At 63.1% G+C, this 22,572-nt stretch carries 25 protein-coding genes; 11 read left to right on the forward strand and 14 right to left on the reverse strand.

Features of this window, described 5'->3' with window-relative positions; all coding sequences use genetic code 11:
- The 3 genes from QUE41_RS14210 to QUE41_RS14220 are packed head-to-tail and all read right to left on the reverse strand — an operon-like array spanning window position 1 to window position 1,450.
- Entirely contained in the window at window positions 1–681 is a 681-nt protein-coding gene (locus tag QUE41_RS14210) for a flagellar hook assembly protein FlgD (RefSeq protein ID WP_286339669.1), read from the reverse strand.
- Window positions 682–683: 2 nt separating this feature from the next.
- Window positions 684–1,097, reverse strand: coding sequence for a flagellar basal body rod protein FlgC (gene flgC / locus QUE41_RS14215; protein ID WP_286339670.1), 414 nt, complete (start codon window positions 1,095–1,097; stop codon window positions 684–686).
- A gap of 2 nt (window positions 1,098–1,099) precedes the next feature.
- Window positions 1,100–1,450 carry a flagellar basal body protein gene (locus tag QUE41_RS14220; protein ID WP_286339671.1) on the reverse strand — a complete coding sequence of 117 codons (351 nt, stop codon included), beginning with the start codon at window positions 1,448–1,450 and terminating at the stop codon, window positions 1,100–1,102.
- 94 nt (window positions 1,451–1,544) lie between these two features.
- Here QUE41_RS14220 and flgA point away from each other — a divergent pair, with 94 nt between their 5' ends.
- From flgA to QUE41_RS14235, 3 genes are read left to right on the forward strand one after another with little or no spacing between them, the layout of a single operon-like run.
- Window positions 1,545–2,273, forward strand: a complete 729-nt coding sequence (gene flgA / locus QUE41_RS14225; RefSeq protein WP_286339672.1) for a flagellar basal body P-ring formation chaperone FlgA — start codon at window positions 1,545–1,547, stop codon at window positions 2,271–2,273.
- A gap of 59 nt (window positions 2,274–2,332) precedes the next feature.
- The gene (gene flgM / locus QUE41_RS14230) at window positions 2,333–2,614 is read left to right on the forward strand and encodes a flagellar biosynthesis anti-sigma factor FlgM (RefSeq protein WP_286339673.1); all 282 of its coding nucleotides are present in this window, start codon (window positions 2,333–2,335) and stop codon (window positions 2,612–2,614) included.
- Window positions 2,611–3,057: a flagellar protein FlgN gene (locus QUE41_RS14235; protein WP_286339674.1), complete on the forward strand. Its 447-nt coding sequence runs from the start codon at window positions 2,611–2,613 to the stop codon at window positions 3,055–3,057. Before flgM ends, QUE41_RS14235 begins: the two co-directional genes overlap by 4 nt.
- A gap of 68 nt (window positions 3,058–3,125) precedes the next feature.
- On the opposite strand, the gene QUE41_RS14240 is transcribed toward QUE41_RS14235, so the two are convergent.
- The 8 genes from QUE41_RS14240 to QUE41_RS14275 are packed head-to-tail and all read right to left on the reverse strand — an operon-like array spanning window position 3,126 to window position 10,735.
- Window positions 3,126–3,557 (reverse strand): flagellar FliJ family protein, encoded by a 432-nt coding sequence (locus QUE41_RS14240; protein WP_286339675.1) that lies wholly within the window; start codon window positions 3,555–3,557, stop codon window positions 3,126–3,128.
- Window positions 3,547–4,875 carry a FliI/YscN family ATPase gene (locus QUE41_RS14245; RefSeq protein WP_286342948.1) on the reverse strand — a complete coding sequence of 443 codons (1,329 nt, stop codon included), beginning with the start codon at window positions 4,873–4,875 and terminating at the stop codon, window positions 3,547–3,549. The genes QUE41_RS14240 and QUE41_RS14245 overlap by 11 nt, the downstream gene beginning before the upstream one ends.
- Window positions 4,859–5,563 carry a flagellar assembly protein FliH gene (fliH, locus tag QUE41_RS14250; RefSeq protein ID WP_286339676.1) on the reverse strand — a complete coding sequence of 235 codons (705 nt, stop codon included), beginning with the start codon at window positions 5,561–5,563 and terminating at the stop codon, window positions 4,859–4,861. Before fliH ends, QUE41_RS14245 begins: the two co-directional genes overlap by 17 nt.
- Complete coding sequence (locus tag QUE41_RS14255) at window positions 5,563–6,549, reverse strand: flagellar motor switch protein FliG (RefSeq protein ID WP_286342949.1); 987 nt, start codon at window positions 6,547–6,549, stop codon at window positions 5,563–5,565. Before QUE41_RS14255 ends, fliH begins: the two co-directional genes overlap by 1 nt.
- Before the next feature lie 19 nt (window positions 6,550–6,568).
- Window positions 6,569–8,212, reverse strand: a complete 1,644-nt coding sequence (gene fliF / locus QUE41_RS14260; RefSeq protein WP_286339677.1) for a flagellar basal-body MS-ring/collar protein FliF — start codon at window positions 8,210–8,212, stop codon at window positions 6,569–6,571.
- Window positions 8,213–8,221: 9 nt separating this feature from the next.
- Window positions 8,222–8,539 (reverse strand): flagellar hook-basal body complex protein FliE, encoded by a 318-nt coding sequence (gene fliE / locus QUE41_RS14265; protein ID WP_286339678.1) that lies wholly within the window; start codon window positions 8,537–8,539, stop codon window positions 8,222–8,224.
- Window positions 8,540–8,555: 16 nt separating this feature from the next.
- On the reverse strand, window positions 8,556–9,863 hold the full coding sequence (locus QUE41_RS14270) for a sigma-54 interaction domain-containing protein (protein WP_286339679.1): 1,308 nt from the start codon (window positions 9,861–9,863) through the stop codon (window positions 8,556–8,558).
- On the reverse strand, window positions 9,860–10,735 hold the full coding sequence (locus QUE41_RS14275; protein ID WP_286339680.1) for a MotY family protein: 876 nt from the start codon (window positions 10,733–10,735) through the stop codon (window positions 9,860–9,862). Before QUE41_RS14275 ends, QUE41_RS14270 begins: the two co-directional genes overlap by 4 nt.
- A gap of 447 nt (window positions 10,736–11,182) precedes the next feature.
- Here QUE41_RS14275 and QUE41_RS14280 point away from each other — a divergent pair, with 447 nt between their 5' ends.
- From QUE41_RS14280 to QUE41_RS14315, 8 genes are all read left to right on the forward strand, one after another.
- Window positions 11,183–12,049, forward strand: coding sequence for a FliM/FliN family flagellar motor switch protein (locus QUE41_RS14280; RefSeq protein WP_286339681.1), 867 nt, complete (start codon window positions 11,183–11,185; stop codon window positions 12,047–12,049).
- Window position 12,050: 1 nt separating this feature from the next.
- Window positions 12,051–12,413 carry a FliM/FliN family flagellar motor switch protein gene (locus QUE41_RS14285; RefSeq protein WP_286339682.1) on the forward strand — a complete coding sequence of 121 codons (363 nt, stop codon included), beginning with the start codon at window positions 12,051–12,053 and terminating at the stop codon, window positions 12,411–12,413.
- Window positions 12,406–13,140 carry a flagellar type III secretion system pore protein FliP gene (fliP, locus tag QUE41_RS14290; RefSeq protein ID WP_286339683.1) on the forward strand — a complete coding sequence of 245 codons (735 nt, stop codon included), beginning with the start codon at window positions 12,406–12,408 and terminating at the stop codon, window positions 13,138–13,140. Before QUE41_RS14285 ends, fliP begins: the two co-directional genes overlap by 8 nt.
- A 4-nt stretch (window positions 13,141–13,144) precedes the next feature.
- Window positions 13,145–13,414 carry a flagellar biosynthetic protein FliQ gene (locus tag QUE41_RS14295; RefSeq protein ID WP_286339684.1) on the forward strand — a complete coding sequence of 90 codons (270 nt, stop codon included), beginning with the start codon at window positions 13,145–13,147 and terminating at the stop codon, window positions 13,412–13,414.
- 3 nt (window positions 13,415–13,417) lie between these two features.
- A complete protein-coding gene (gene fliR / locus QUE41_RS14300; RefSeq protein ID WP_286339685.1) occupies window positions 13,418–14,197 on the forward strand; it encodes a flagellar biosynthetic protein FliR in 780 nt (259 codons plus the stop codon).
- The gene (gene flhB / locus QUE41_RS14305; protein WP_286339686.1) at window positions 14,194–15,324 is read left to right on the forward strand and encodes a flagellar type III secretion system protein FlhB; all 1,131 of its coding nucleotides are present in this window, start codon (window positions 14,194–14,196) and stop codon (window positions 15,322–15,324) included. The genes fliR and flhB overlap by 4 nt, the downstream gene beginning before the upstream one ends.
- 9 nt (window positions 15,325–15,333) lie before the next feature.
- A complete protein-coding gene (gene flhA, locus QUE41_RS14310) occupies window positions 15,334–17,418 on the forward strand; it encodes a flagellar biosynthesis protein FlhA (RefSeq protein WP_286339687.1) in 2,085 nt (694 codons plus the stop codon).
- 99 nt (window positions 17,419–17,517) lie between these two features.
- Entirely contained in the window at window positions 17,518–18,051 is a 534-nt protein-coding gene (locus QUE41_RS14315) for an NUDIX hydrolase (RefSeq protein WP_286339688.1), read from the forward strand.
- A gap of 46 nt (window positions 18,052–18,097) precedes the next feature.
- Here the strand turns inward: QUE41_RS14315 and QUE41_RS14320 are convergent, their stop codons facing one another.
- From QUE41_RS14320 to QUE41_RS14330, 3 genes are read right to left on the reverse strand one after another with little or no spacing between them, the layout of a single operon-like run.
- On the reverse strand, window positions 18,098–19,267 hold the full coding sequence (locus tag QUE41_RS14320; RefSeq protein WP_286339689.1) for a CaiB/BaiF CoA transferase family protein: 1,170 nt from the start codon (window positions 19,265–19,267) through the stop codon (window positions 18,098–18,100).
- On the reverse strand, window positions 19,264–20,412 hold the full coding sequence (locus tag QUE41_RS14325; RefSeq protein WP_286339690.1) for an acyl-CoA dehydrogenase family protein: 1,149 nt from the start codon (window positions 20,410–20,412) through the stop codon (window positions 19,264–19,266). Before QUE41_RS14325 ends, QUE41_RS14320 begins: the two co-directional genes overlap by 4 nt.
- A 26-nt stretch (window positions 20,413–20,438) precedes the next feature.
- Window positions 20,439–22,571 carry a 3-hydroxyacyl-CoA dehydrogenase NAD-binding domain-containing protein gene (locus QUE41_RS14330; protein ID WP_286339691.1) on the reverse strand — a complete coding sequence of 711 codons (2,133 nt, stop codon included), beginning with the start codon at window positions 22,569–22,571 and terminating at the stop codon, window positions 20,439–20,441.
- Window position 22,572 lies beyond the last annotated feature (1 nt).

Consider the following 22,572-nt stretch of genomic DNA (forward strand, 5'->3'; position numbering starts at 1 on the left):
TTATTGCACTGCGCTGTCAGTGGCGCTGACTTCGCTGATGTTGAGCACCGAAATGGTGCCCAGACCATTGCCCATCTCCGCCATCATCATTCCTGAGGCGCTGGCAAAATGAATCTTCTCAATGGGGGCCCGAACAAAGGTGTTCACCGGCAGTTCGCTCTCTCCTGCGGTGGCGGTCACCTTGAGGCTGTACTCCCCATCCGCCAGGCCCAGTTTCTGCGGGTCCACGGCAAAGGGCACATCCCCTTTACCCTGACTGCCCAGATCCAGGGTGGCGGCCACCTCACCCTTGTCGTCAATGAGCTGCACCTGGACCGACTCGGCGCTGTTCTCCAGATAGAGCTTGCCGTTCACCGCCTCACCACTGAGGGTGAAACTGTCCGCCGGCACCATCGCCTGCTTGCCCAGCAGGGAAGCGGACTGAACGATGGCGGCGTTCTCCATCATGGTCATCTGGGCTGACTGGTTCTGGCGGATGTACTCCAGGCTCTCCACCTGGGAGAACTGGGCCAGCTGAGCCACATACTCGTTGGCGTCCAGGGGATCCGTGGGATCCTGATTCTCGATCTGGGCGATCATCAGGGTCATGAATTCGTTCTTCAGATCCGCCGCCGAGTTGGGCTGAATCTGGTTGCTGTCGCCGCCGCCCTGGGCGGCGTTGTTGATGGCATTGACCGTCATGGTTACTTGGTTCCCAGTTGCAGCAGGCCCTGTTGCATGGAGCGGGCCCGGTTCATGATGTTGACGCTGGCCTCGAAGCTCTGGGTGGCAGACATCATGTCCGCCATCTCCGCCACGGTGTCCACGTTGGAGTAGGCCACAAAGCCCTCTTCATTGGCGTAGGGGTGGTTGGGCTCGAAGCGCATCTCCACCGGCGCATCGGTCTGCACCACCGCCGCCACCTCCACCTTGGCGGAAGGCACGCCGTTGAACTGGTCGTAGATGGCACGAAACACAGGTTTCACCGCCCGGTAGGCCTGATCGGCGTCCGGAGCGGCGGCGTCGGCATTGGCCAGGTTACTGGCCACGGTATTCAACCGCTGGGTTTGCGCCGCCAGTGAGCTGCCTGCGATGTCGTAGATTCGGTTGAACGACATGGTTATTGACCCTCGATGGCGGTGCGAATGCCGCTTATCTTCATGTTGAGGAAGGTGAGGCTGGTCTGAAAATCCATGGAGTTGGCGGCAAAGCGCGCCTGCTCCTGCTCCAGCTCCACGGTGTTGCCGTCGGCGGCGATCTGATGAGGCACCCGGTAATCCAGCTGATAGTCGCGCTGCAACTGACCACTGGTCTGATACCCCTGCATCACCTTGGAGAAATCGATGTCTCTGGCCAGGTAGCCTGGGGTCTCCGCATTGGCCAGATTGGCGGCCAGAATCTTGGTGCGCTCCACCCTCAGATCCAGCCCCTGGGCATGCAGCCCCAGTGCCGATTCCAGGTTGATAGCCATGGCAACTCCTAGTAACGTGTTAATACAGTCCTGGCCACTGGAATCCAAAATCCGTGCCAGGTTTTTATTTTTATATATAACAAAGAGATACGCCTTGAGAGCCTGGTTTAACGGAAGCGGAAGTTCCCTGTTCCCCCTGCTATTGCTGCTGGGGTTTCCGCTGTCCGCGACCGCCGAGGACGCCCCGCAGCAGATCCGCGCCGCCCTTGATGACGCCCTCAGCCAGGAGGTGGTCCAATGGCAACAGCAGCACCCCGGCCACTGGCTTAAGAGCAAGATTCGCATCCAGCTTCCTTCGGGCGCCGCCACCCTGCCCCCCTGCACACAACCACTGCAGCTGGAGGGGGAGCGGGGTCGCTTTCCCGTGGGCCGCCAACACCGGCGGGTCAGTTGCCCCAGCCCCAAGTGGTCTCTGCGAGTTCGGAGCACCGTCTCTCTCGAGGCCAGGGTCCCGGTCACCCGGGCAAAGCTGATGGCCGGCCATCTGATTCAGCCCAGCCAACTGCATTGGCAGCAGCGCGCACTGACTCCGTCTGACGGCGACCTGCTGATGTCCATAGCGTCCATTGCCGGCCAACGTGCCCGGCGGGGCATTCGTGCCGGCTCCCCCATCAAGGCTCAGCAGTTGATGCCACCACTGATGGTAGAGCGGGGTCAGCAGGTGGTGATGGTGGCCCGGGGTGACAGCTTCGCCGCCACCACCTCGGGCATTGCCCTCAAAGGAGGCAGCGAAGGTGAGGTGATCAAGGTGAAGAACAGCCGATCCGGCAAAATTGTTTCCGCCCGGATCGTCGCCACAGGAAAAGTGGAAACAATTTTTTAAGTTCCTGCCGAAACCTGCCGCCCTCCATAGACAAAGGCAACATCGATTGAGAGAACACCATGGAAATTACTCCGGTATCCCAGCAGCTGGTCTCCCTGCAGAACCAGGAGGCCAACACCAGCAATGCCCCGGTGAGTAAGCACCAGAGCGAGAACCAGTCCCAGTCTGTCAGCCAGGAGTGGCAGCAGCTGAACCAGGCCAGCAAGGAGCTGGATGAGATGGACAGCGTCGACAGAAACAAGGTTGCCGCCCTGCAGGCGGAACTGTCCACAGAGGGTTACCCCATCGATCTGGAGCTGATCGCGGAAGCGATGCTGGAAGAGCACGGGTCCAAACTGTGACCCGAGCGGAACAGGTTCGTCAGCTGGTCAAGGGGATTCAGCTGGACGTTAAGCAGTATCAACAGCTCAAGAGCCTGATTCGTCACCAGCACGGCCTGCTGGAGCGTCGTGACACCGAGGCCCTGTCCAGGCACAACAACCGCCAGGACGAGCTGTGTCAGGTGCTGCAGCAGCGTGCCCAGCACCGCTGTGAGCAGCTGGCGGCCCTGGGCCTGCCCGGCGACGACAAGGGGATGAAACGACTGCTGTCCGCCATCCCCGGAGACAGCGGCAAGAAAATCGGCCTGTTGTGGCAACAGCTGCAACAGCTGGTGCATCAGTGTAAGACCCAGAACGACATCAATGGCCGCCTGCTCAATACCCAGCAGCGCTCACTCAATCGACTGGTGGATCCCCAGAAGGCCCAGGCCCTGGAAAACGACTATGGCCAGTTGCAGCCCTGAGCCCCTATGGCCAGAGACACAAAAAAAGGACCCCAGGGGTCCTTTTTTTATGCCGTGATAGCGGGCGGCTAACGCCTGAATCCCCGGGCCGATGCGGCCATCCGAGCACCCGCTTCATCCTGCTGACGCTGCTCGGTGCGGTTGTGGCGTTCAACCCCCTGCTGACGGCGCTGCTCCTCGAGCCAGGCCAATCCCTGACGGCGGGCCAGGGCGTGCTGCCAAAGGCGGCTGATGCGCCCCTGTTCCTGCTCCGCCAGTCCCTGTTCCATAGCCAGTTTCTGGGTTGCCGGGATCAGCTGCCCCCGGTAGTGGCTGCGATTTTGCCAACTGAGGGCACAGCCTGTGGCCGGGGCCTCACCGCTGGCCTCCAGGGCCTGCTCCAGCCCCAGGCGACGGCGCTCGAGCTGTGCCAGCCTGAGCTGGCTGCGCTGCTTCTGCTGCCCCAGCTGAGCCATCTGCTTCTCCTGCTTCTCCCGCAGCAGCTGTATCTTACGCACCATGTTGGGCTATCTCCTCCAGCATTGTCTCCAGGGTCTGAGCGCTCTGCGCCAAATCAACCCGTTCATCTTTGTCCTGCTGCAAAAAGCCCGCCAATGTGGGGTAACTGCGCACCGCCAGGTCCAGCTCTGCATCCTGACCGGGTTGATAGCCCCCCAGGGGCAGCAGCTCGCGCACCTCCTGGTAGCGCCCCAGCAGACGACGAACCCGGGCGGACGCCTGCAACTGCGCCTTGCTGTGCAGCTGATCCGCCACCCGGCTGGCCGAGGCGTTGATGTCGATGGCGGGGAAATGCCCCTGCTGTGCCAGGGCACGGCTGAGGACGATGTGACCATCGAGAATCGCCCGGGCGGCGTCGGCCACCGGGTCCTGCTGATCATCCCCTTCTGCCAACACGGTGTACAGAGCACTCAGGCTGCCGTTGGGGTGCTCGCCATTGCCCGCCATCTCCACCAGCGAAGGCAGGGTCGAAAACGCCGAAGGCGGGTAGCCCCGGGTCGCCGGCGGCTCCCCCAGGCTCAGACCGATCTCGCGCTGGGCCTGGGCATAGCGGGTCAACGAGTCCATCAGCAGCAACACATCCTGGCCCTGATCCCGGAATCCGGTGGCTACCTGGTGACACAGGCGGGCGGCGCGAAGGCGCATCAGCGGCGTGGTGTCGGCCGGGGCGGCGATCACCACCGCACGGCGACGCCCCTGTTCTCCCAGGGCATGGTCGAGAAATTCCCGGACCTCACGCCCCCGCTCACCGATGAGTCCCACCACCACCACATCCGCCTGGGTATAGCGGGTCATCATCCCCAGGAGCACCGACTTGCCTACGCCGGAGCCGGCGAACAGCCCCAGGCGCTGGCCCTTGCCAATAGGCAGCAGGGTATTGAGGGCGCGCACCCCCACGTCCAGTTGTCCGGCGATGGGACGTCTGAGCAGAGGGTTAGGGACCTTGAGATGAGTCGGCTGGGCGCTGCAGTGACGCAGCGGGCCCTTGCCGTCGATGGGGTTACCGCTGCCATCGAGTACCCGGCCCAGCAGGCCGGGTCCGATGGGCACGGTGGAGGGGCCAGAGAGTGGCCGCACCCTGGCACCGGGCATCAATCCAGAGGTGGGATGCAAGGGCATCAGCAGCAGGGTGGCGCCTTCGAAGCCCACCACCTCGGCTTCCACCTCACTGCCATCGCGGCAGCCCAGCATGCAGCGGTCACCGGTGCCCAGCTGGCAGCCTACCGCCTCCAGCATCAGTCCGTTGACCCGAATCAACCTACCGTAGATGGTGGCAACCGGTACCTTGGGGTGACAGGCTAGGTTAAGCACCCTGGCCATGGTCATCCACCAGATGCTTGGCCACCTGCTCCATGCAGGCATCCAGCCGGGTGGCGGTGGAGGCGTCCGCCTCACACTCTTCGGTCACCACCCGCACATCGCCAATGCCCAGAGTCGGGTCGGCCTTAAGCTCCCACTGGGCCACCTGATCTGCCGCCACCTCGCTGAGGGTGGTGAGCACACCGGGCTCCAGGTGGATCACCGGATTGGTGCGCCCGTCCGGCAGAGCCGCCAGAGTCTCCTCGATGAGGCTCATGATCTGCTGTGGGTGCAGAGTCAGTTCACAGCGCACCACCTGCTCGGCCACCCGCTTTACCAGCTCAAGGATCAGCTCCTGCTGCCCCTTGAGCTGCTGTTCGTGGCCCTCTCGCAGCAGCTGCTGCAGTGCGGTCAGCGGAGCGATCATCGGCGCCAGACGCTGTTCCATCTCCTGATGGGCCTGGGCCTGGCCCTGGGCGCGGCCTTCTGCCACCCCCTGAGAGACCCCCTCTTGGCGGCCCGTCTCCAGGCCCTCCTGGTAGCCGGCCTCGCGGCCCTGCTCCATCCCCTCCTGATAACCCTGTTCCACCGCACGCTGATAATCGGCGCCGGTAGACGCCGGCGCACTCTCCCCTCCCTGAGTTCCCAGGGGCGGGAAGTGGTAGAGACGCACCCGGCTCGCTTGGTTGTTCCAGTGTTGCTGACTCATTATTCCACCACCGGCTCTTCAAAGAGTTGCAGTTCCAGCTCCTTGGCTTCCATCATGCTCTTGGCCTTATCCATCACCTCGGCCCGGGCCAGGTCCGCCCTGGAAAGGGCCACGGCACCGATCGCCTCCATCCGGGTCTCAATGGAGGAGGACATCCGCTTGGGCAAGGCGCCCAGCACCGCCTTCTTGAGGTTGGAGTCCACCCCTTTGAGGGAGATGGCCAGGGTCTCCGGATCCACCTCTGCCAGCAGTTTCTGCAGGGTGTCGTCCTTCTGACGGCCCAGGATGATGAAGTCGAACATGTTGTCCTCCACCTGGGTGGCCAGGGTCTGATCGTGCAATCGGAGCACCGACATCAGCTGTTCCCTGTCCCCCTCATAGCGGTTGAGGATGTCCGCCACCTGTTTCACCCCGGCGACCTGGGTATGACTCTTCTCCATGGCGATGGCCACGCAGCGCTCCACCAGCTGGCGCAGCTCCTCCACCACATCCCGGTCCAACTCGCCCAGGGCGGCGATGCGCAGCAGCACCTCATCGTGGCAGTGGCCCGGCAGGTGTTGCAGTACCAGGGAGGCGTTTTCCGCGGGCAGCAGCCCCAGCAGCACCGCCTGAAGCTGGCTGTGCTCGTGGGTGATCTCATGGGCCAGCAGTTTGGGGTCCACCCACTCCAGGCGACGCACCAGGGTCTGAATCTCATCCCCATAGATGTTGTCGATGAGTCCCTTGGCCACCCGATCGCCCAGGGCGATGTCCAGAGTACGCTGCAGGTACCCCCGGGAGGCCCGGGCGATGCCGGACTGATCCCGATAGGCATCGAAGAAGCGGCTCAGCACTCCGCCGGCCTCTTCATGGGAGATGTGGCTCAACCGGGCCATCTTGTGGCTCAGACGCTGCACGTCGCTGCGATCCAGGTGGGCCAACACCTTGGCGGCCCCCTCCTCGCCCATGCTCAGCAGCAGCATGGCTGCCTGTTCCATGTTGTCCATCTGGGACGATTTCAGGGCATTAGTCACGTTTCTCTGCTCCAATCCACTGGGAGATCACCTCGGCCACCCGGGCCGGTTCCTCCTTGGCCAGCATGCCAAGGTGCTCCAACTGTACGGTCAGCGGCGAGCCGGGCTCCGGCAGTCCCAGGGCCACGATGGCACTGCTCAGCCCCTTCTGCTCAGGCTCGACTTCCGGCGGCGGTGCCAGCTCAGGCGGGTTGTCGGCGACAGGCAGCGGCGGCGCCTCTTTCGGCATCCGCTCCACCTTGATCAGGTGGCTGACCATGGGGCGCAGCACGAAGAAGATCAGGCACAGCCCCACCAGGCCACCCACCAGGTAGCGAAAGTACTGGGCGTATTCCGGCATCTGCCACCAGGGCATGGGCTCCACCGGGGTCTCGGTGACCACAGCAAAGGGGAACACCGACAGGGAGAACTGGTCACCCCGGCTGGCGTCGAAACCGATGGCATCACGCACCATCTGGGCCATCTGATCCTGCTGGGCCTGGGTCCAGGGTTGCTCCATGTCAGCACGCTGATTCACCAGCACCGAGACAGACAGCTGTTTCAGCTGGGCCTGCTGGTACTTGGTGTGGCGCACCGAGCGTCCCGCCTCGAAACTGCGGCTGGACTCCTCGCTCAGGGTGCTGGACTGGTTCGAGGGCTGCTCCCCCTCCTGGGCCGGTGGCTGGTTGGATAGGGCGCCCGGGATCCCCAGGGCCAGGGAGCCGTTGTTCTGATTGCTGCGCACCTTCTCCTGCAGCAGTACCACGCTGGGGTCGACGCTCTCCTGGGTCTCCTCCACCTGGTCGAAGTTGATGTCGGCGGACACCTGAACCCGGTATTGCTGAGGACCGAGAATCGGCAGCAGCATGCTTTCCGCCCGCTGGATCAGCTGTTGTTCCAGGGTTCTGCTGTACTCCACCTGCTGGGCGCTCAGGCCACTGGCGTTGTGCCCCATGGCCTCATCACCGGCCAGCAGTTCGCCGCGCTGATTCACCAGCTGCACCTGCTTAGGGCTGAGTCCGGGCACGCTGCCCGCCACCAGGTTGACCACGGCGGCCACCTGGCCCGGGCTCAGGGTTTTGCCCGGCTGCAGATCCACCATCACCGAAGCCGAGGTCTGGGCATCCTGCTTGCGCACAAACAGGGTGCGCTTGGGGATGGCCAGGTGCACCCGGGCGGCTTTCACCGGATCCAGAGCCATGATGGTGCGAGCCATCTCCCCCTCCAGGCCGTGGCGATATCTGGCCTGCTCCATAAACTGACTGGTGGTCACGTCACTGTCGAGGTTGTCCAGGCCGCTGGGCAACTGAGCCTTGATGCCGCGGGCCGCCAGCACCATGCGCACGGCGCCCACCTGGTCGTGATTCACCAGCAACTGACCTGTGCCCCGATCAATCTGATAGTCGATCCCTTCGGCTTCGAGCACCTCGATGATCTGGGCACTGTCGTACCCCTCCTGATTGCCATACAGGGGGCGCAGATTGCCCCCGGACTTCCACAGCACCAGGACGATGACGGTGGCGGCGATCACCGCCAGCACCGACACCAACAACACCTGGCCCTGGCCCCCTTCAGAGCGGACAAAGCGCTGCCAGACGCTGCGAACGCCTTCGAATGAACCGAAAGGTTGAGCGGATTGGGATAATACGGTCGACATAGAGCTCCCCTAGATCGGCATCTTCATGATCTCGTCCAGCGCGGCCACCAGACGGTTACGAATCTGCACCATGGCGCTGAATGAGAGGCTGGCTTTCTGAGACGCCACCATGGCGCCCACCAGATCGTCGCTTTCCCCGGTCTCCACCGCCGCGGTGCGGGCGGAGGCCAGGTTCTGGTCGGTGTTGACGGACACCACCTTCTGCTTCATCAGATCGGAGAAACTGCCCGCTTCGGCCTGATCTTCGGCGGGACGAATGATGCCCGCCGCCTGGTCCTTCTGCAGGGCCATGGTCGCCAGCATCGACTGCTCGGTAATAATGCTCATGATTGCTCAGCTTCCTCTAGGCGGCGCATTCGGCGCTTTTGATGATGGCATCCACGTCGATGCCCGCTTCCCGCATCTGCGCCATCTTGTAACGCAACGCCCTGGTGGTCATCCCCAGGGTTTCGGCGCTGCGGCTGCGATGGCCGCCGAACCGTTTGAGGGTGTCGATGATGTACTGGAACTCCGCCTGCTGCTTAGAGGCTTTCAGCCCCTGGCCGGTGGCGGCACTGGCCGGAATCACCTGCTGCTGGGGCAGCCCCAGCTCCAGGGCCTGAAGGGCGGTGCCCCGGCGCATCACCAGGGCCCGTTGTACGCAGTTGTCCAGCTCGCGGACATTGCCCGGCCAGTCATGGGCCAGCAGGGCGGCACGGGCGGCCTCACTGAAGTAGCAGCTGTCGTCACCCGCCAGATGGTTGTGACGCTCCAGCAGGTGATCCGCCAGGGGCAGAATGTCTTCACGGCGCTCGCGCAAGGGCGGCAGGTGCAGCGGCAACACATCCAGGCGGTAGAAGAGATCCTCGCGGAAGTTGCCCTCGCTCACCTCCTTGCGAAGGTCTTTGTTGCTGGCGGCGATGATGCGGATATCCAGGTTGATGGGCTTATGGCAGCCCAGGCGCTCCACCTCGCGCTCCTGCAACACCCGAAGCAGCTTGGCTTGCAGCATCAGCGGCATCTCACCAATCTCATCCAGCAGCAGGGTGCCGCCATTGGCCAGCTCAAACTTACCCGCCTTATCCGCGTGGGCGCCGGTGAAGGCGCCTTTGGCGTGACCGAAGAGCACCGACTCCAGCATCGACTCGGGGATGGCGGCGCAGTTGACCGCCACAAAGGGCTTGTCGGCCCGGGCGGAATGACGGTGAATGTAGCGGGCAAGCTGCTCCTTGCCGGTGCCACTCTCCCCAGAGAGCAGCACACTGGCTTCGGTGGAGGCGGCTCGATGGGCCAGCATCAGCAGCTGGCGGCTGGCCGGGGCTTCCGCCACCAGATCCGCCCGGCTGCTCTCGATGGTGATGAGCCGGCGAATCAGCCGGTGCAACTGCTCCAGATCCAGAGGCGCCAACAGGTAATCCTGGGCACCGCAACTCAGGGCGGCGCTGGCCACCTCGCCGGCGTCAGGGTCCACCAGCACCACCTTCATGCTGCCGGCGACTTCGGCCATCTTCTGGCTCACCTGTTCCGGGCAACACCCCTGCAGGCCAACCAGGGTCAGCCAGGCGGGTTTTCGGCTGTCGGTATCCAGCAGGTTAAACCCCTGAAGGTCCAACTGGGCCCGGTCACACCCGCTGAGTTCAAACCCGGCAATTCGAATGGAGTAGTCGCTCATTCTCCGCTCTCCTGAGCACTGAGTTTTTTTGGCAGGGTGCTGTTCATGTCCGGGGCTTCCTCCTGTGAGGCGACCTGGTCCTCTCCGGCCATCACCAGGCGAATGGTGACCCTGCGGTTCTTGGCGCGCCCGTTGGCGCTGCCATTGCTGACCAGAGGGAAACGCTCCCCATGGCCACGAATCTCAATCTTTGCGGCAGGCACGCCGGCCGCCACCAAGCGGGCGGCGATCTCATCGGCCCGGGTGCGGCTGAGCACCAGGTTGGCCAGGCTGTCGCCGTCGCTGTCGGTGTGGCCGTCCACCAGCACCTTGCGGATTCGGTGGTCTGCCTGTACATAGGCAGCAGCGGCATTGATGCTGGCCGTCGCCCGGTTGGCCGGCTCCACACCACCACTGGGGTAGGGGATCTCCAGTCGTCTCACCTGTTCATAGGACATGGGCAACAACTGCTTCAGACACTGGCGCATCTCCAGGGCAGCCGGCTGCCCCTGGACATTGGCACTGGAGACCTGCCACTGCTGCCCCAGTTGGTCATTAAGATCCACCTGCCAGTTCCAGCCCAGCTCCAGGGCCTGGAGGAAGGGCTCGCCCGCCCCTACCAATCTGGCTTTGCTCTGTTGCCACTGGGCAGGATAGTGATGGGCTGCGTCCGGAGAAGCAGGTTGCCATCCCGGTGTCTGTAAGCTGAAGTTCGCGTCGATGCCCTGCTCCGGCAACCAGTCCGTATCCAGGCTCAGGGTAAGAGGGTGACCGGCGTGGCGGCTTAATACGAATCGGCCGAAATTCTCGACTTCATGTATGAGGCGACACTGAAATTTGTCACCGTCAAATTTCCATCCAGCTCTTTCCAGCGGCGTGTCAAATTTAACCACCGCAGCATTTGCTAACGTCGGAAAAACGACAACCGTCAAAAATACCTTATTTATCAAACTAGACATTATAGTCACTGGGCGAATTTTTAAGAGTTGGCAGACTATTATTTTTCCACCCAATAAATCAAGTTTGATTTTATATTTTTCCACCCAACAATCAGTGAGATCTATTTTTCATTAAATACCATTGAACACCCCACAAACCCCTGATATGTTAGCCATCGCCGTGAATAAATGGCTTGATTTTGGCAACGTATTTTTGACTTTGTCAGATAATTGACTGAAGTTCTAAATACCAACCAAGAGTAAAGGATTAAATTTAAACAGTGCTGACACGATAGATTCATATATTAGTCAACAATAATGTCAGACAGTGCTTTACACCCAGGCCAGGTCTAGTGGCTGCAGGGTTTTACGAATTTAAGCTCAATTAAAGAACAGTTCATAATGAAGACAACAGCAAAAGCAAAACTATTAGCTGGTGGCACTGATGCAACGGTAAGACCCGTCGTTTTAGTCCAGGAAAAACTGGCTCGCAGCCGCCTGCTTCGCCAGCTTGAGCTGGGATACAGCCAGATGCTGGACGCCGTGTTGCAGATCTTCAAACCCCTGATGCGCCTCGGTCAGGCCACCCCGATTCGGGTACGGCTGGAGGAACAGCCCCTGCCAGCGGATCAGGGCAATGCCTGTTTTGTCCTCAGTCATGGTCGCACCGCCCTTGCCTGGCTTGCCATCGACCGCTGCACCCTGGATCAACTGGCCAGCAGCTATTACGGCGGTGCCAGCCAGCGGCTGGTCAGCCCATTGCGTCCCATCAGCCACTCAGAGCTGCGTCTGGCCCATCGCATCGTCGAAACCAGCCTGGAGACCCTGCCCAAGACCCGACTCTCCATGGAGGAGCTGGATCTGGAGGTGGTGCCGAGCTTAGACGGCATTCAGTCGCCCGCCTGCTGGCGCTTCGAATGGCCGCGAAGCCACCCTTTTGAACCCATCCGTTTCTATGTCAGCGAAGCCCTGCTCGGTTCCCTGTCCGAGCAGCGCACCGAACACAAAGCGGATCCCGAGTTGATGGCTAAGGTCAAGCAGCGGATGACCCAGATCCCGGTGCAGGCCAGGGTCGAACTGGCGCGCAAAGCGGTGCCGGTCCAAACACTCAACGAACTGAAACAGGGCGACATTCTGCCCATACATCTGCACGCCCGCTGCCCGGTCACCATAGGTGGCCGCACCCAGTTCTACGCCAGCGTGCATGCCCAAGACGGCAAACTGGTGGCCAAGCTCAACCAGGATGCCCATAAAGCTGAGGAGTACTAACGTGGTTGATGACAACCTGCTGGATGATGACCTGCTGCTGGATGATCTGCTGGAAGAGGATGTGCCGACGGCCACCGTTGCCGCGTCCCCTCAATCCCGCCCCAAGAAAGACATGGGCTTCTTTCAGCAGTTGCCCGTCCAGGTCTCCCTGGAGCTGGCCAGCGCCGAGATGACCCTGGGCGAACTGACTACCCTGGGAGAGGGCAATGTGATCACCCTGGACCGCATGGTGGGCGAGCCCCTGGACCTGCGCGTCAACGGCGCCCTGCTGGGACGCGGCGAAGTGGTTGAAGTGAACGGCCGCTACGGTGTGCGTCTGCTGGAGGTGGAAAACACCAAGGTATCCGGCGGCTACGATGGCTAAGCTGGCCCGCTTCTGGCCTTTGCTGCTGTTGGTCCTGCCCTTTGCCGCCGGTGCCGAGGGCCTGACCCTGCTGACTCTGGATGACGGAGATCAGTCTCAGGCGATCAACATCAAGCTGGAAATCCTGGCGCTGATGACCGCCATCAGCCTACTGCCGGCGCTGCTGCTGATGGCCACCAGTTTCACCCGAATCATCGTGGTGCTGGCGGTACTGCGCCAGGCCCTGGGCCTGCAACAGAGCCCCCCCAACAAGGTGCTGCTGGGGATCGCCCTGATCCTGACCCTGTTTATCATGCGCCCCGTGGGCGAACAGATCTACGCCGACGCGGTTCAGCCCTATGACGGCGGCGAGATCAACCTGGTGGAAGCCGCCCGCCGCGCCGAGGTGCCCCTGCGCGCCTTTATGCTCACGCAGACCCGGGAGTCGGACCTGGAACAGATGATGCGCATCGCCGGCGACTCCCTGGACCTGACCCCCGATGAGGTGCCCTTCCTGACCCTGATGCCCGCCTTCGTGCTCAGTGAGCTCAAGACCGCCTTCCAGATCGGTTTTCTGCTGTTTCTTCCCTTCCTGGTCATCGATCTGGTGGTCGCCAGTGTGCTGATGTCCATGGGGATGATGATGCTGTCACCGCTGATCATCTCCCTGCCCTTCAAACTCATGGTGTTTGTATTGGTGGATGGCTGGAGCATGACGGTAGGCACCCTGGCCGCCAGTTTCGGATAGCCCCATGGACACTCAAGTACTCAGTACCCTGTTTGCCGACGCCGTATTGCTGGTGGTCAATATGGTGGCGATACTGATTCTCCCCGGCCTGGCATTGGGGATCGTCATTGCGGTGTTTCAGGCCGCCACCCAGGTCAACGAGCAGACCCTGAGCTTCCTGCCCAAGCTGATCATGACCCTGCTGATGGTGCTCTTCGCCGGCCACTGGTTGCTGCAGCAGGTAATGGACCTGTTTCAGCGTCTGTTCAATGACATTCCCTACCTCATCGGGTAGCCCATGCTGACCCTGACCAGCGCCGAACTGGGCAGCCTGCTGGGTCACATCTGGTGGCCATTCTGCCGGCTGATGGGCGCCTTCAGCTTGATGCCCATGTTCTCCAGCGCCCACATCAGTATTCGCGTCAAGATATTGCTGGCCCTGGTGCTGTCTGTGGTGATGGCCCCCATGGTGCCCACGCCCCCTCAGGTGGATGCCGCCTCACTCACCGCCATACTGCTGGCCGCCGAACAGATCCTCACCGGCATGCTGCTGGCGTTTCCCCTGCTGCTGCTTATTCATGTACTCACCGTGCTGGGCTCTGTGGTCTCCATGCAGATGGGCCTGTCCATGGCGATCATGAACGACCCGGTCAACGGCATGAGCCAGGCCATCGTCAGCCAGTTGCTGATGCTCTACGGCATCCTGATGTTTCTCGCCCTGGAGGGCCACCTGGTGGCCCTGGGCATCCTGGTGGATAGCTTTACCCTGTGGCCTGTGGGCAGCGGCATCTTCAATCTGCCCCTGGAGATGCTGGCCCTGAGATTTGGCTGGATCTTTGCCTCGGCCCTGACCCTGGCGGTCCCGGCGGTCACCGCCATGTTGCTGGTCAACCTCACCTTCGGCGTCCTCAGCCGGGCCGCCCCCAGCCTCAACGTCTTCGCCCTGGGCTTTCCCATGTCGATGATGATGGGGTTGGTGTGCCTGCTGCTGGTGTTCACCGGCCTCCCCGACCTGTACACCGAACTGACCAGTGACGCCCTGCGAGCGATGCTGCAGGCTATCGGGGGGACGCCATGAGCAATGAGCAGTCCGGCGACAAGACCGAACAACCCACGGCCAACCGGCTGCGCAAAGCCCGCGAGCAGGGCCAGGTGGCCCGCTCCAAGGATTTTGCCAGCGCGGTGCTGCTGCTCGGGGCCGCCACCCTGCTGGACAGCGGCAGCGGTTATCTGGCCAGTTTCGTTCAAGGAGTGGGGGCCAACAACTTTTCCGTCAGCCGCGAAGCCCTGGCGGTGCCCGGCATGATGCAGCAGCATCTGGGGCTGGCCCTGCTGATGTTGCTGCAGACCCTGGTGCCCCTGTTGGCCGGCCTCTATCTGCTGACCGCCGCGGCCGCCGCCCTGCCCGAGGGCCCTCTGCTCAACCTGGGCAATGCGGGCTTCAAGCTCAGCCGCATCAGCCTGATCTCCGGCTTCGGCCGGCTGTTCTCATTAAACTCTTTGGCAGAGCTGGGCAAATCCATCCTCAAGGTGGTGCTGATTGCCGGCACCATGCTGCTCTACCTGCGCCAGGTGTGGATCACCCTGCCCAAGCTGGCCCAACAGCCCCTGCCACTGGCCCTGGAGCGGGCGTCAGACGTGCTCACCAGCGGCCTCTACTGGCTGGCCGGCGCCGTCGCCGTTGTAGGGGTTATAGATCTGCCGTATCAGGCCTGGAGCCATAAGCGCAAACTGAAGATGAGCAAGCAGGAGATCAAGGATGAGCACAAGCAGCAGGAGGGCAAGCCCGAGGTCAAATCCCGCATCCGCCAGCTGCAGCAAAAGATGGCCAGAAGCCGCGCCGAGGTGGCCCTGCCCCAGGCGGACGTGCTGCTGATCAACCCCAGCCACTACGCGGTGGCACTCAAGTATGAGCCAGAGAAGGCCGACGCCCCCTATGTGCTGGCCAAGGGGGTGGACGAGGTGGCCCTCTACATGCGTTCACTGGCACCCAAATACGATCTGGAGGTGGTCAGCGCGCCCCCTCTGACCCGGGCCATCTACCACTCCACCCAGGTGGAGCAGCAGATTCCGGCCCAGCTCTACCACGCCATCGCCCATGTGCTCAGCTATGTGCTGCAGCTCAAGGCCCACCGGCGCGGCAAGCAGGGGCGCCCCGAGCCCCTGCCCCAGTTCCACATTCCCCAACACCTGCGTCACGATTGAGGACACCCGATGACACGGCTGCTACAGTCCCTGACTAACAACAAAGGCTTTATGGGCATCCCGGTGATGCTGCTGGCGATCCTCGCCATGGTGATTCTGCCGCTGCCCCCCTGGCTGCTGGACATCCTGTTCACCTTCAACATCATCCTGGCGATTCTGGTGCTGCTGGTGTCGGTCTCCATCCGTCGCCCGCTGGAGTTCTCCGTCTTCCCGACCCTGCTGCTGCTGGCGACCCTGATGAGGCTGACCCTGAACGTCGCCTCCACCCGGGTGGTACTGATTGAGGGCCACCAGGGCGGCGACGCCGCCGGTAAGGTGATCCAGGCCTTCGGTGAGGTGGTGATTGGCGGCAACTACGTCGTCGGTGCCGTGGTGTTCCTGATCCTGATGATCATCAACTTCGTGGTGATCACCAAGGGCGGCGAGCGCATCTCCGAGGTGTCCGCCCGCTTCACCCTGGACGCCCTCCCCGGCAAACAGATGGCCATCGACGCCGACCTCAATGCCGGTACCCTGACTCAGGAGCAGGCCAGGACCCGACGCCAGGAGGTGGCCCGGGAAGCGGACTTCTACGGGGCTATGGACGGCGCCTCCAAGTTTGTCCGCGGGGATGCCATCGCCGGCATACTGATCCTGGCCATCAACATCATCGGCGGTATCTGTATCGGCATCTTCATGTACGATCTTGGCGCCGCCGACGCCTTCAAGACCTACGCCCTGCTCACCATAGGTGACGGCCTGGTGGCCCAGATCCCGTCACTGCTGCTGGCCACCGCCGCCGCCATCATTGTCACCCGGGTGTCCGACGCGGAGGAGATGCCCAAGCAGCTCTCCCGCCAGCTGCTGGCCAACCCCAAGGTGCTGGGCACCGCCGCCGGCGTCATGGCGATCCTGGGACTGGTCCCCGGCATGCCCGCCCTGGTGTTCCTCTCCTTTGCCGCCGTCCTGGGGTTCGTAGCTTTCCGTCAGTCTCAGCTGGCCCCGGAGGCGCCCCTGGAAGAGGTGCAGGAGAAAGCACAGGAGCTGGTCAGCGAACCCACCCAGCCGAGCTGGGATGCCCTGCCCCACACCGACATCATCGAGCTGGGAGTGGGGTACCGCCTGGTGCACCTGGTGGACCGCAGTCAGGGGGCGGAGCTGATCAAACGGCTCACCGGCATCCGCCGCACCCTGTCCGAGCAGGCGGGCTTCCTGCTGCCCGAGGTGCGGGTCAGAGACAACCTCTCCCTGCCCCCCAATGGCTACCAGATCTCCATCCTCGGCACCCCGCTGGCTAAGGCGGAGCTGCAGCCGGAGCGGCTGCTGGCTATTCAGAGTGGTCAGGTGTACGGCAACATCGAGGGGATCATCACCAAGGACCCGGCCTACCAGATGGACGCCATCTGGATCGACAGCAACGACAAGGCCAAGGCCCTGAACCTGGGCTACTCTGTGGTGGACCACGCCACCATCATCGCCACCCACGTCAGTAAACTGCTGCGGGAAGCCCTGCCGGAGATGCTGCAACACGATGACATCAACGCCATCGGCGAAAGGCTGGCCATGGTGGCCCCCAAGCTGTCGGAATCGCTCTCCACCGCCCTGACCCCGGTGCAGCAGTTGAAGACCTTCAGGCTGCTGCTGCGGGAGCAGGTCTCCCTCAAAGACATTCGCACCGTGGCCACCACCCTGCTGGAGTCCAGTGACGCCACCAAGGACCCTGTGCTGCTGGCCGCCGATGTGCGCTGTGCCCTGAAACACAATCTGGTGCATCAGATTGCCGGCGAGAGCGGCAAGCTCAGCGTCATCACCCTGGCACCGGAGCTGGAGCAGCAGTTGCTGACCTCTCTCAACCAGGCCCAGCAGGGCGGTCAGGTGGCCCTGGACTCCTTCCCGGTAGACCCCCAGTTGCTGGCCAGGCTGCAGCAGGCGATGCCGGAGCAGCTGGCCGCCGCCCGCCAACAGGGTCACCCCGCCATGCTGCTAGTGGCCCCTCAGCTCAGGCCGCTGCTGGGCCGCTATGCCCTGGCCTTCGCCAGGGGCCTGAACGTGCTCTCCTACAATGAGGTACCGGAAACCCGCGAGCTGGAGATCGCCGCCCAGCTCACCGCTTAACCCTCCCCAACCAAGCCGCCCGCAGCGTTTCCGCTGCGGGCACTTTCCTCCTCAGTTGCCTTTGCGTACAATGGCGCGCTTTGATTGCCGGAGAGCCAGATGCAGCCCCTGAACAGCACCACCCATCCAGACGCCATCCCCCAGGGCAGCGAAACCCTGCGCAAGGCGGTGCGGGCCGCCATCCTCGACGGCGATCAGATCCTGCTGCTCTACACCGAGCGTTACGAGGATTACAGCCTTCCCGGTGGCGGCGTCGATAAGGGGGAAAGCCTGGAGCAGGCGCTGCTGCGTGAAGTGGCCGAGGAGACCGGTGCCGCCAACCTGGCCATTATCGAAGAGCTGGGCCTCTATGAGGAGCTGCGCCCCTGGTACAAAGATGACGCCGACAACCAGAGGATGCTCTCCTACTGCTACCTGTGCAGCGCCCATCGTCAGCTGGGCGAAACCCAGCTGGAGCACTACGAGCAGCAGAACGGCATGCGTCCGCTGTGGGTTAACATCCACGACGCCATCGCCCACAACCATAAAACCATGGCCGCCAGCCCCAAGGCGGGCATGTCCATCCAGCGGGAAACCTGGCTGCTGGAGTACCTGGCGGCGCGCCTGGATGAACGCCAGGAGCGGGTGGCTTAACACACACAAAAAAGGCGCCGATGGCGCCTTTTTTCATGAGCTTGATTTAGGCCACTGCCCCACTGGCTTTCAATTCGGCAATCTCCGCCTCCCCATAGCCCAGCTCTTTGAGCACCGTTTCGCTGTGCTGCCCCAGAGCCGCACCGGGCCTGATAGGCCCCTGTCGATTCAAGGGGCAGGCCAGCTGAGTTATAGACTGGCCCTGATGGGTCAGCTGACGCACCATGCCCCGCGCCACGAACTGTGGGTGGGCCATCGCCTCATCCAAATTCAGCACCGGCTCGACGCAGCAATCCAGTGCAGCAAACTTCTGGCGCCAGACACCCAAGGACTGCTCGGCGATCACTGCGGCGATCTCCCCCTTGAGCTCAGACTGCTGCCCCGGGGGCGCCAGGGCATGCGCCGCCCAGTTGGGCCGGTCGATGGCCTGGAAAAACACCAGGGCAAACTGGGGCTCCAGGGCGCCTACCGCCAGGTAACGGCCATCGGCAGTGGCATAGTAGTCATAGAAACTGCCGCCGTTGAGCACCTCGGTGCCCGGCCGGGGCGCCGGGGCTCCACAACCCACCGCCGCCGAAGCCATGGCGTTCAGCGCCAGCGCCCCCTCGGCCATGGCGACATCCAGATGCTGACCCAGACCGCTGCTTTGGCGCTCAAACAGCGCCGCCAGAATGGCGATCACCGCCTGCTGGGAACCCCCGGCCAGATCCGCCACCTGGGTGCCACTGAGCACAGGCTCAGTGTGGCCGCTGTAGCTGGCCAGCCCGGACAGGGCCAGGTAGTTGATGTCGTGCCCCGCCCTGTGGGCCAGGGGACCGTTCTGGCCATAGCCGGTCAGGGAGCAGTAGATAAGCCCCGGGTTGGACTCCCTCAGGCTGGGGTAGTCCAGCCCCAGCCGGGCCATCACTCCGGGGCGAAACTGCTCTAACAGGATGTCGTGCTCCGCCACCAGGCGGCGAACCAGCTCGCTCGCCTGTGGCGCCTTGAGATCCAACGCCAGACTGCGCTTATTGCGGTTGATGGTCAGGTGCGCCGCCGACTCCCCGCCCACCCTGGTGCTCAGCTGCCTGAGCAGATCCGGCCTGGAGGGGGACTCGATGCGGGTCACCTGAGCCCCCATGTCCGCCAGCAGCTGACTGGCGAAGGGCCCCGGCAACAGGGTGGAGAAATCCAGCACCTTGAGGCCGGTCAGGGGGCCACTGGCTTCGGTGCTCATTGCTGCTCCAGCATCTTACGGGCGATGATCAGCTTCATCACCTCACTGGTGCCGGCGTAGATGCGTTGTACCCTGGCATCGGCCCAGGCCCGGGCCACCGGGTACTCCCACATGTAGCCATAGCCACCGTGCAGCTGCAGACACTCATCGAGCACCTCCCCCTGAAGCTCAGTGGTGAGCAGCTTCACCTCGGCAGCCATGGCCGCGTCCAGTTTGCCCTCCAGGTGCAGTTCGATGCAGCGATCGGTAAACACCCGGGCCGCATCCACCTTGGTGCGGCACTCCGCCAGCTTGAACTGGGTGTTCTGCAGGGCGGCGATGGGCTTGCCGAAGGCGCGGCGCTCCGCCACATAGGCCAGGGTCTGCTCCAGTATGGACTCCGCATTGGCCACCGCGTTGCTGGCCACAGACAACCGCTCCTGGGGCAACTCCCGCATCAGGTAGGCGAAACCGGCCCCCTCCTCCCCCAGCAGGGCATCGGCGGGCAGTCGCACATTGTCGAAGAACAGCTCTGAGGTGTCCTGGGCCTTCATGCCAATCTTCTCCAGATTGGTGCCGCGGCTGAATCCGGCCATCCCCTCCTCCACCAGGAACAGGCTGAAGCCACGGGAGCCCGCCTGCGGGTCGGTTCGGGCCACCACGATCACCAGATTGGCGTGCTGACCATTGGTGATGAAGGTCTTGGCGCCGCTGAGCAGCCAGCCGTCACCGTCGCGCTGGGCCTTGGTCTTGATCCCCTGCAGATCCGAGCCGGTGCCGGGTTCGGTCATGGCGATGGCGGTGACCAGCTCACCGCTGATGCAGCCCGGCAGCAACCGCTGCTTCTGGGCCTCGCTGCCGTAATGGAGGATGTAGGGCACGGCGATGTCCGAATGCAGGCCCCAGCCCAGGCCGGACGCCCCGACCTTGGCGATCTCCTCGTTGATGATGACGTTGTAGCGGAAGTCCACCTCCACTCCACCATAGGCCTCCGGCAGAGTCGGGCAGAGGAAGCCCTGCTCCCCCGCTTTTAACCAAAGGCCCCGGTCGACGCAGCCCTCCTTCTCCCACTGGGCGTGGAAGGGCACCACCTCCGCCTCCAGGAAACGACGGACGCTGTCGCGAAACAGTTGGTGATCGCTGTCAAACAGAGTTCTTGGAAACATGTTCTCCTCCTTGAAATCGATTGGAATCAATAGCCCTGACCTTTAGCAGCCCGCGCTCTGAGGCCGTCGGGCACCCGGAAACGCTCGCCGTAGTTCTCGGCCAGTTGGTCCGCCCGGGCCACAAAGGCCTTGGGGCCCAGGTGGTCGATAAACTGAATGGCGCCGCCACTCCAGGCGGGGAAGCCGATGCCGAAGATGGAGCCCACATCCGCATCCCGCCGATGGTTGAGCACCCCCTCCTCCATGCAGCGCGCCGTCTCCACCGCCATGATGAACAGCAGCCGCTCTTTAAGCTCCTGCACCTCCGGCTGAACCTCGGCCTGAGGGAAGTACCCGGCCAGGCCGCTCCACAACCGCTTCTTCTCCCCTTTTGGGTAGTCGTAGAAGCCCCGGCCGGCAGCCTTACCGGCCCGCTCCAGCTCCAACATACGGTCAATCACCGGATCCGCCTCCTTGGGAGGGGCAGTTACCCCCTCCTCGGCCAGGTCCGCCACCGTCTGGTTGCGGATCTTCTCCATCAGGGTCAGGCTGACCTCATCGGAGACCGCCAGGGGTCCCACGGGGAACCCCGCCAACCAGGCGGCATTCTCGATGGCGGCGGGCGCCACCCCCTGTGCCAGCATGGCGATCCCTTCGTTGGTAAAGGTGCCGAACACCCGGGAGGTGAAGAAACCACGGCTGTCGTTGACCACTATTGGGGTCTTGCCCAGTTGCAGCACGAAGTCATAGGCCCGGGCCAGGGACTCAGACGAGGTCTGTTGGCCGCTGATGATCTCCACCAGGGGCATCTTGTCCACCGGTGAGAAGAAGTGCAGGCCAATGAAGTGCTGCGGTTGCCTGGAGGCCTGGGCCAGGCCGGTAATGGGCAGGGTCGAGGTGTTGGACGCCATCAGGGCAGTGTCCGCCAGCACCGCTTCCGCCTCCCGGGTCACCTTAGCCTTGAGGTCGCGGTTCTCGAACACCGCCTCTATCACCAGCTCGCACCCGGCCAGATCCGCCGCCGATTCCGTCGGCACTATGCGTTCGAGCAGTTGCTGAGCCTGAACCTCGCTGCTGCGCCCCCGCTGGACCCGCTTCGCCATCAGGGCCTCGCTGTAGGCCTTGCCCTTCTGTGCCTGAGCCAGGTTGACATCCTTGAGCACCACCTCGATGCCCCTGGACGCGGCAGCGTAGGCGATGCCCGCCCCCATCATCCCGGCGCCCAGCACCCCGACCCGGGTCACTCTGGAGGAGGAGACATCCTCAGGACGCCCGGCACCGCCCTTAATGGCGTTGAGTTCAAACCAGAAGGTGTTGATCAGGTTCTTCGCCTGTTGGCTGCACACCAGCTCGACGAAGTAGCGCGACTCGATGCGACAGGCGGTATCAAAGTCCACCTGGGCCCCCTCCACCATGGCGCAGAGAATCGCCTCCGGCGCCGGCATCACCCCCTTGGTCTTCTTGCGCAGCATGGCCGGGGCCACCGCCAGCATCTGCGCCACCTTGGGAGAGCTGGGGCTGCCACCGGGCAGGCGATAGCCCTTCTCATCCCAGGGCTGAGCCACCTGGGGGTGAGCCTGGATATACTCTCTGGCCGCCTGCAACATGCCCTGCTCCGAGTCTGCCAATTGGTGCACCAGGCCCGCCTCCAACGCCTCGGCCGGGGAGAACTGCCGCCCCTCGGTCAACAGGGGCAACGCCTGCTGTAAGCCGAACATGCGCACGGTGCGGGCCACGCCTCCCCCGCCAGGCAACAGCCCCAAGGTGACCTCGGGCAGCCCGATTCCCACCCCCTTACTGTCCAGGGCGATGCGGTGATGACAGGCCAAGGCCAACTCCCAGCCACCGCCGAGGGCGGCACCGCCGATGCAGGCCACCACAGGTTTGCCACCGGTCTCCAGGGCCCGCAGACTGGCCTTGATTGACTCCACCATGGTGTAGAAAGGTTCGGCGCTCTCCCGGGTCACTTGGGCAATCTGACCCAGATCGCCTCCGGCAAAGAAGGTGCTCTTGGCAGAGCGCAAGATAATGCCTTTGTAGTCCATCTCCTGGATGGCTGACACGGTCTCAGCCAGGTCCTCGGCAAAGGCCCGGTCCATCAGGTTGGCGGAGGCGCCGGGTTTATCCAGCACCAGATGGAGGGTGCCATCGCTCTCCAGTTCGATTCGTATGCTGCTCATC

The sequence above is a fragment of the Ferrimonas sp. YFM genome, assembly GCF_030296015.1.
Classification (GTDB): domain Bacteria; phylum Pseudomonadota; class Gammaproteobacteria; order Enterobacterales; family Shewanellaceae; genus Ferrimonas.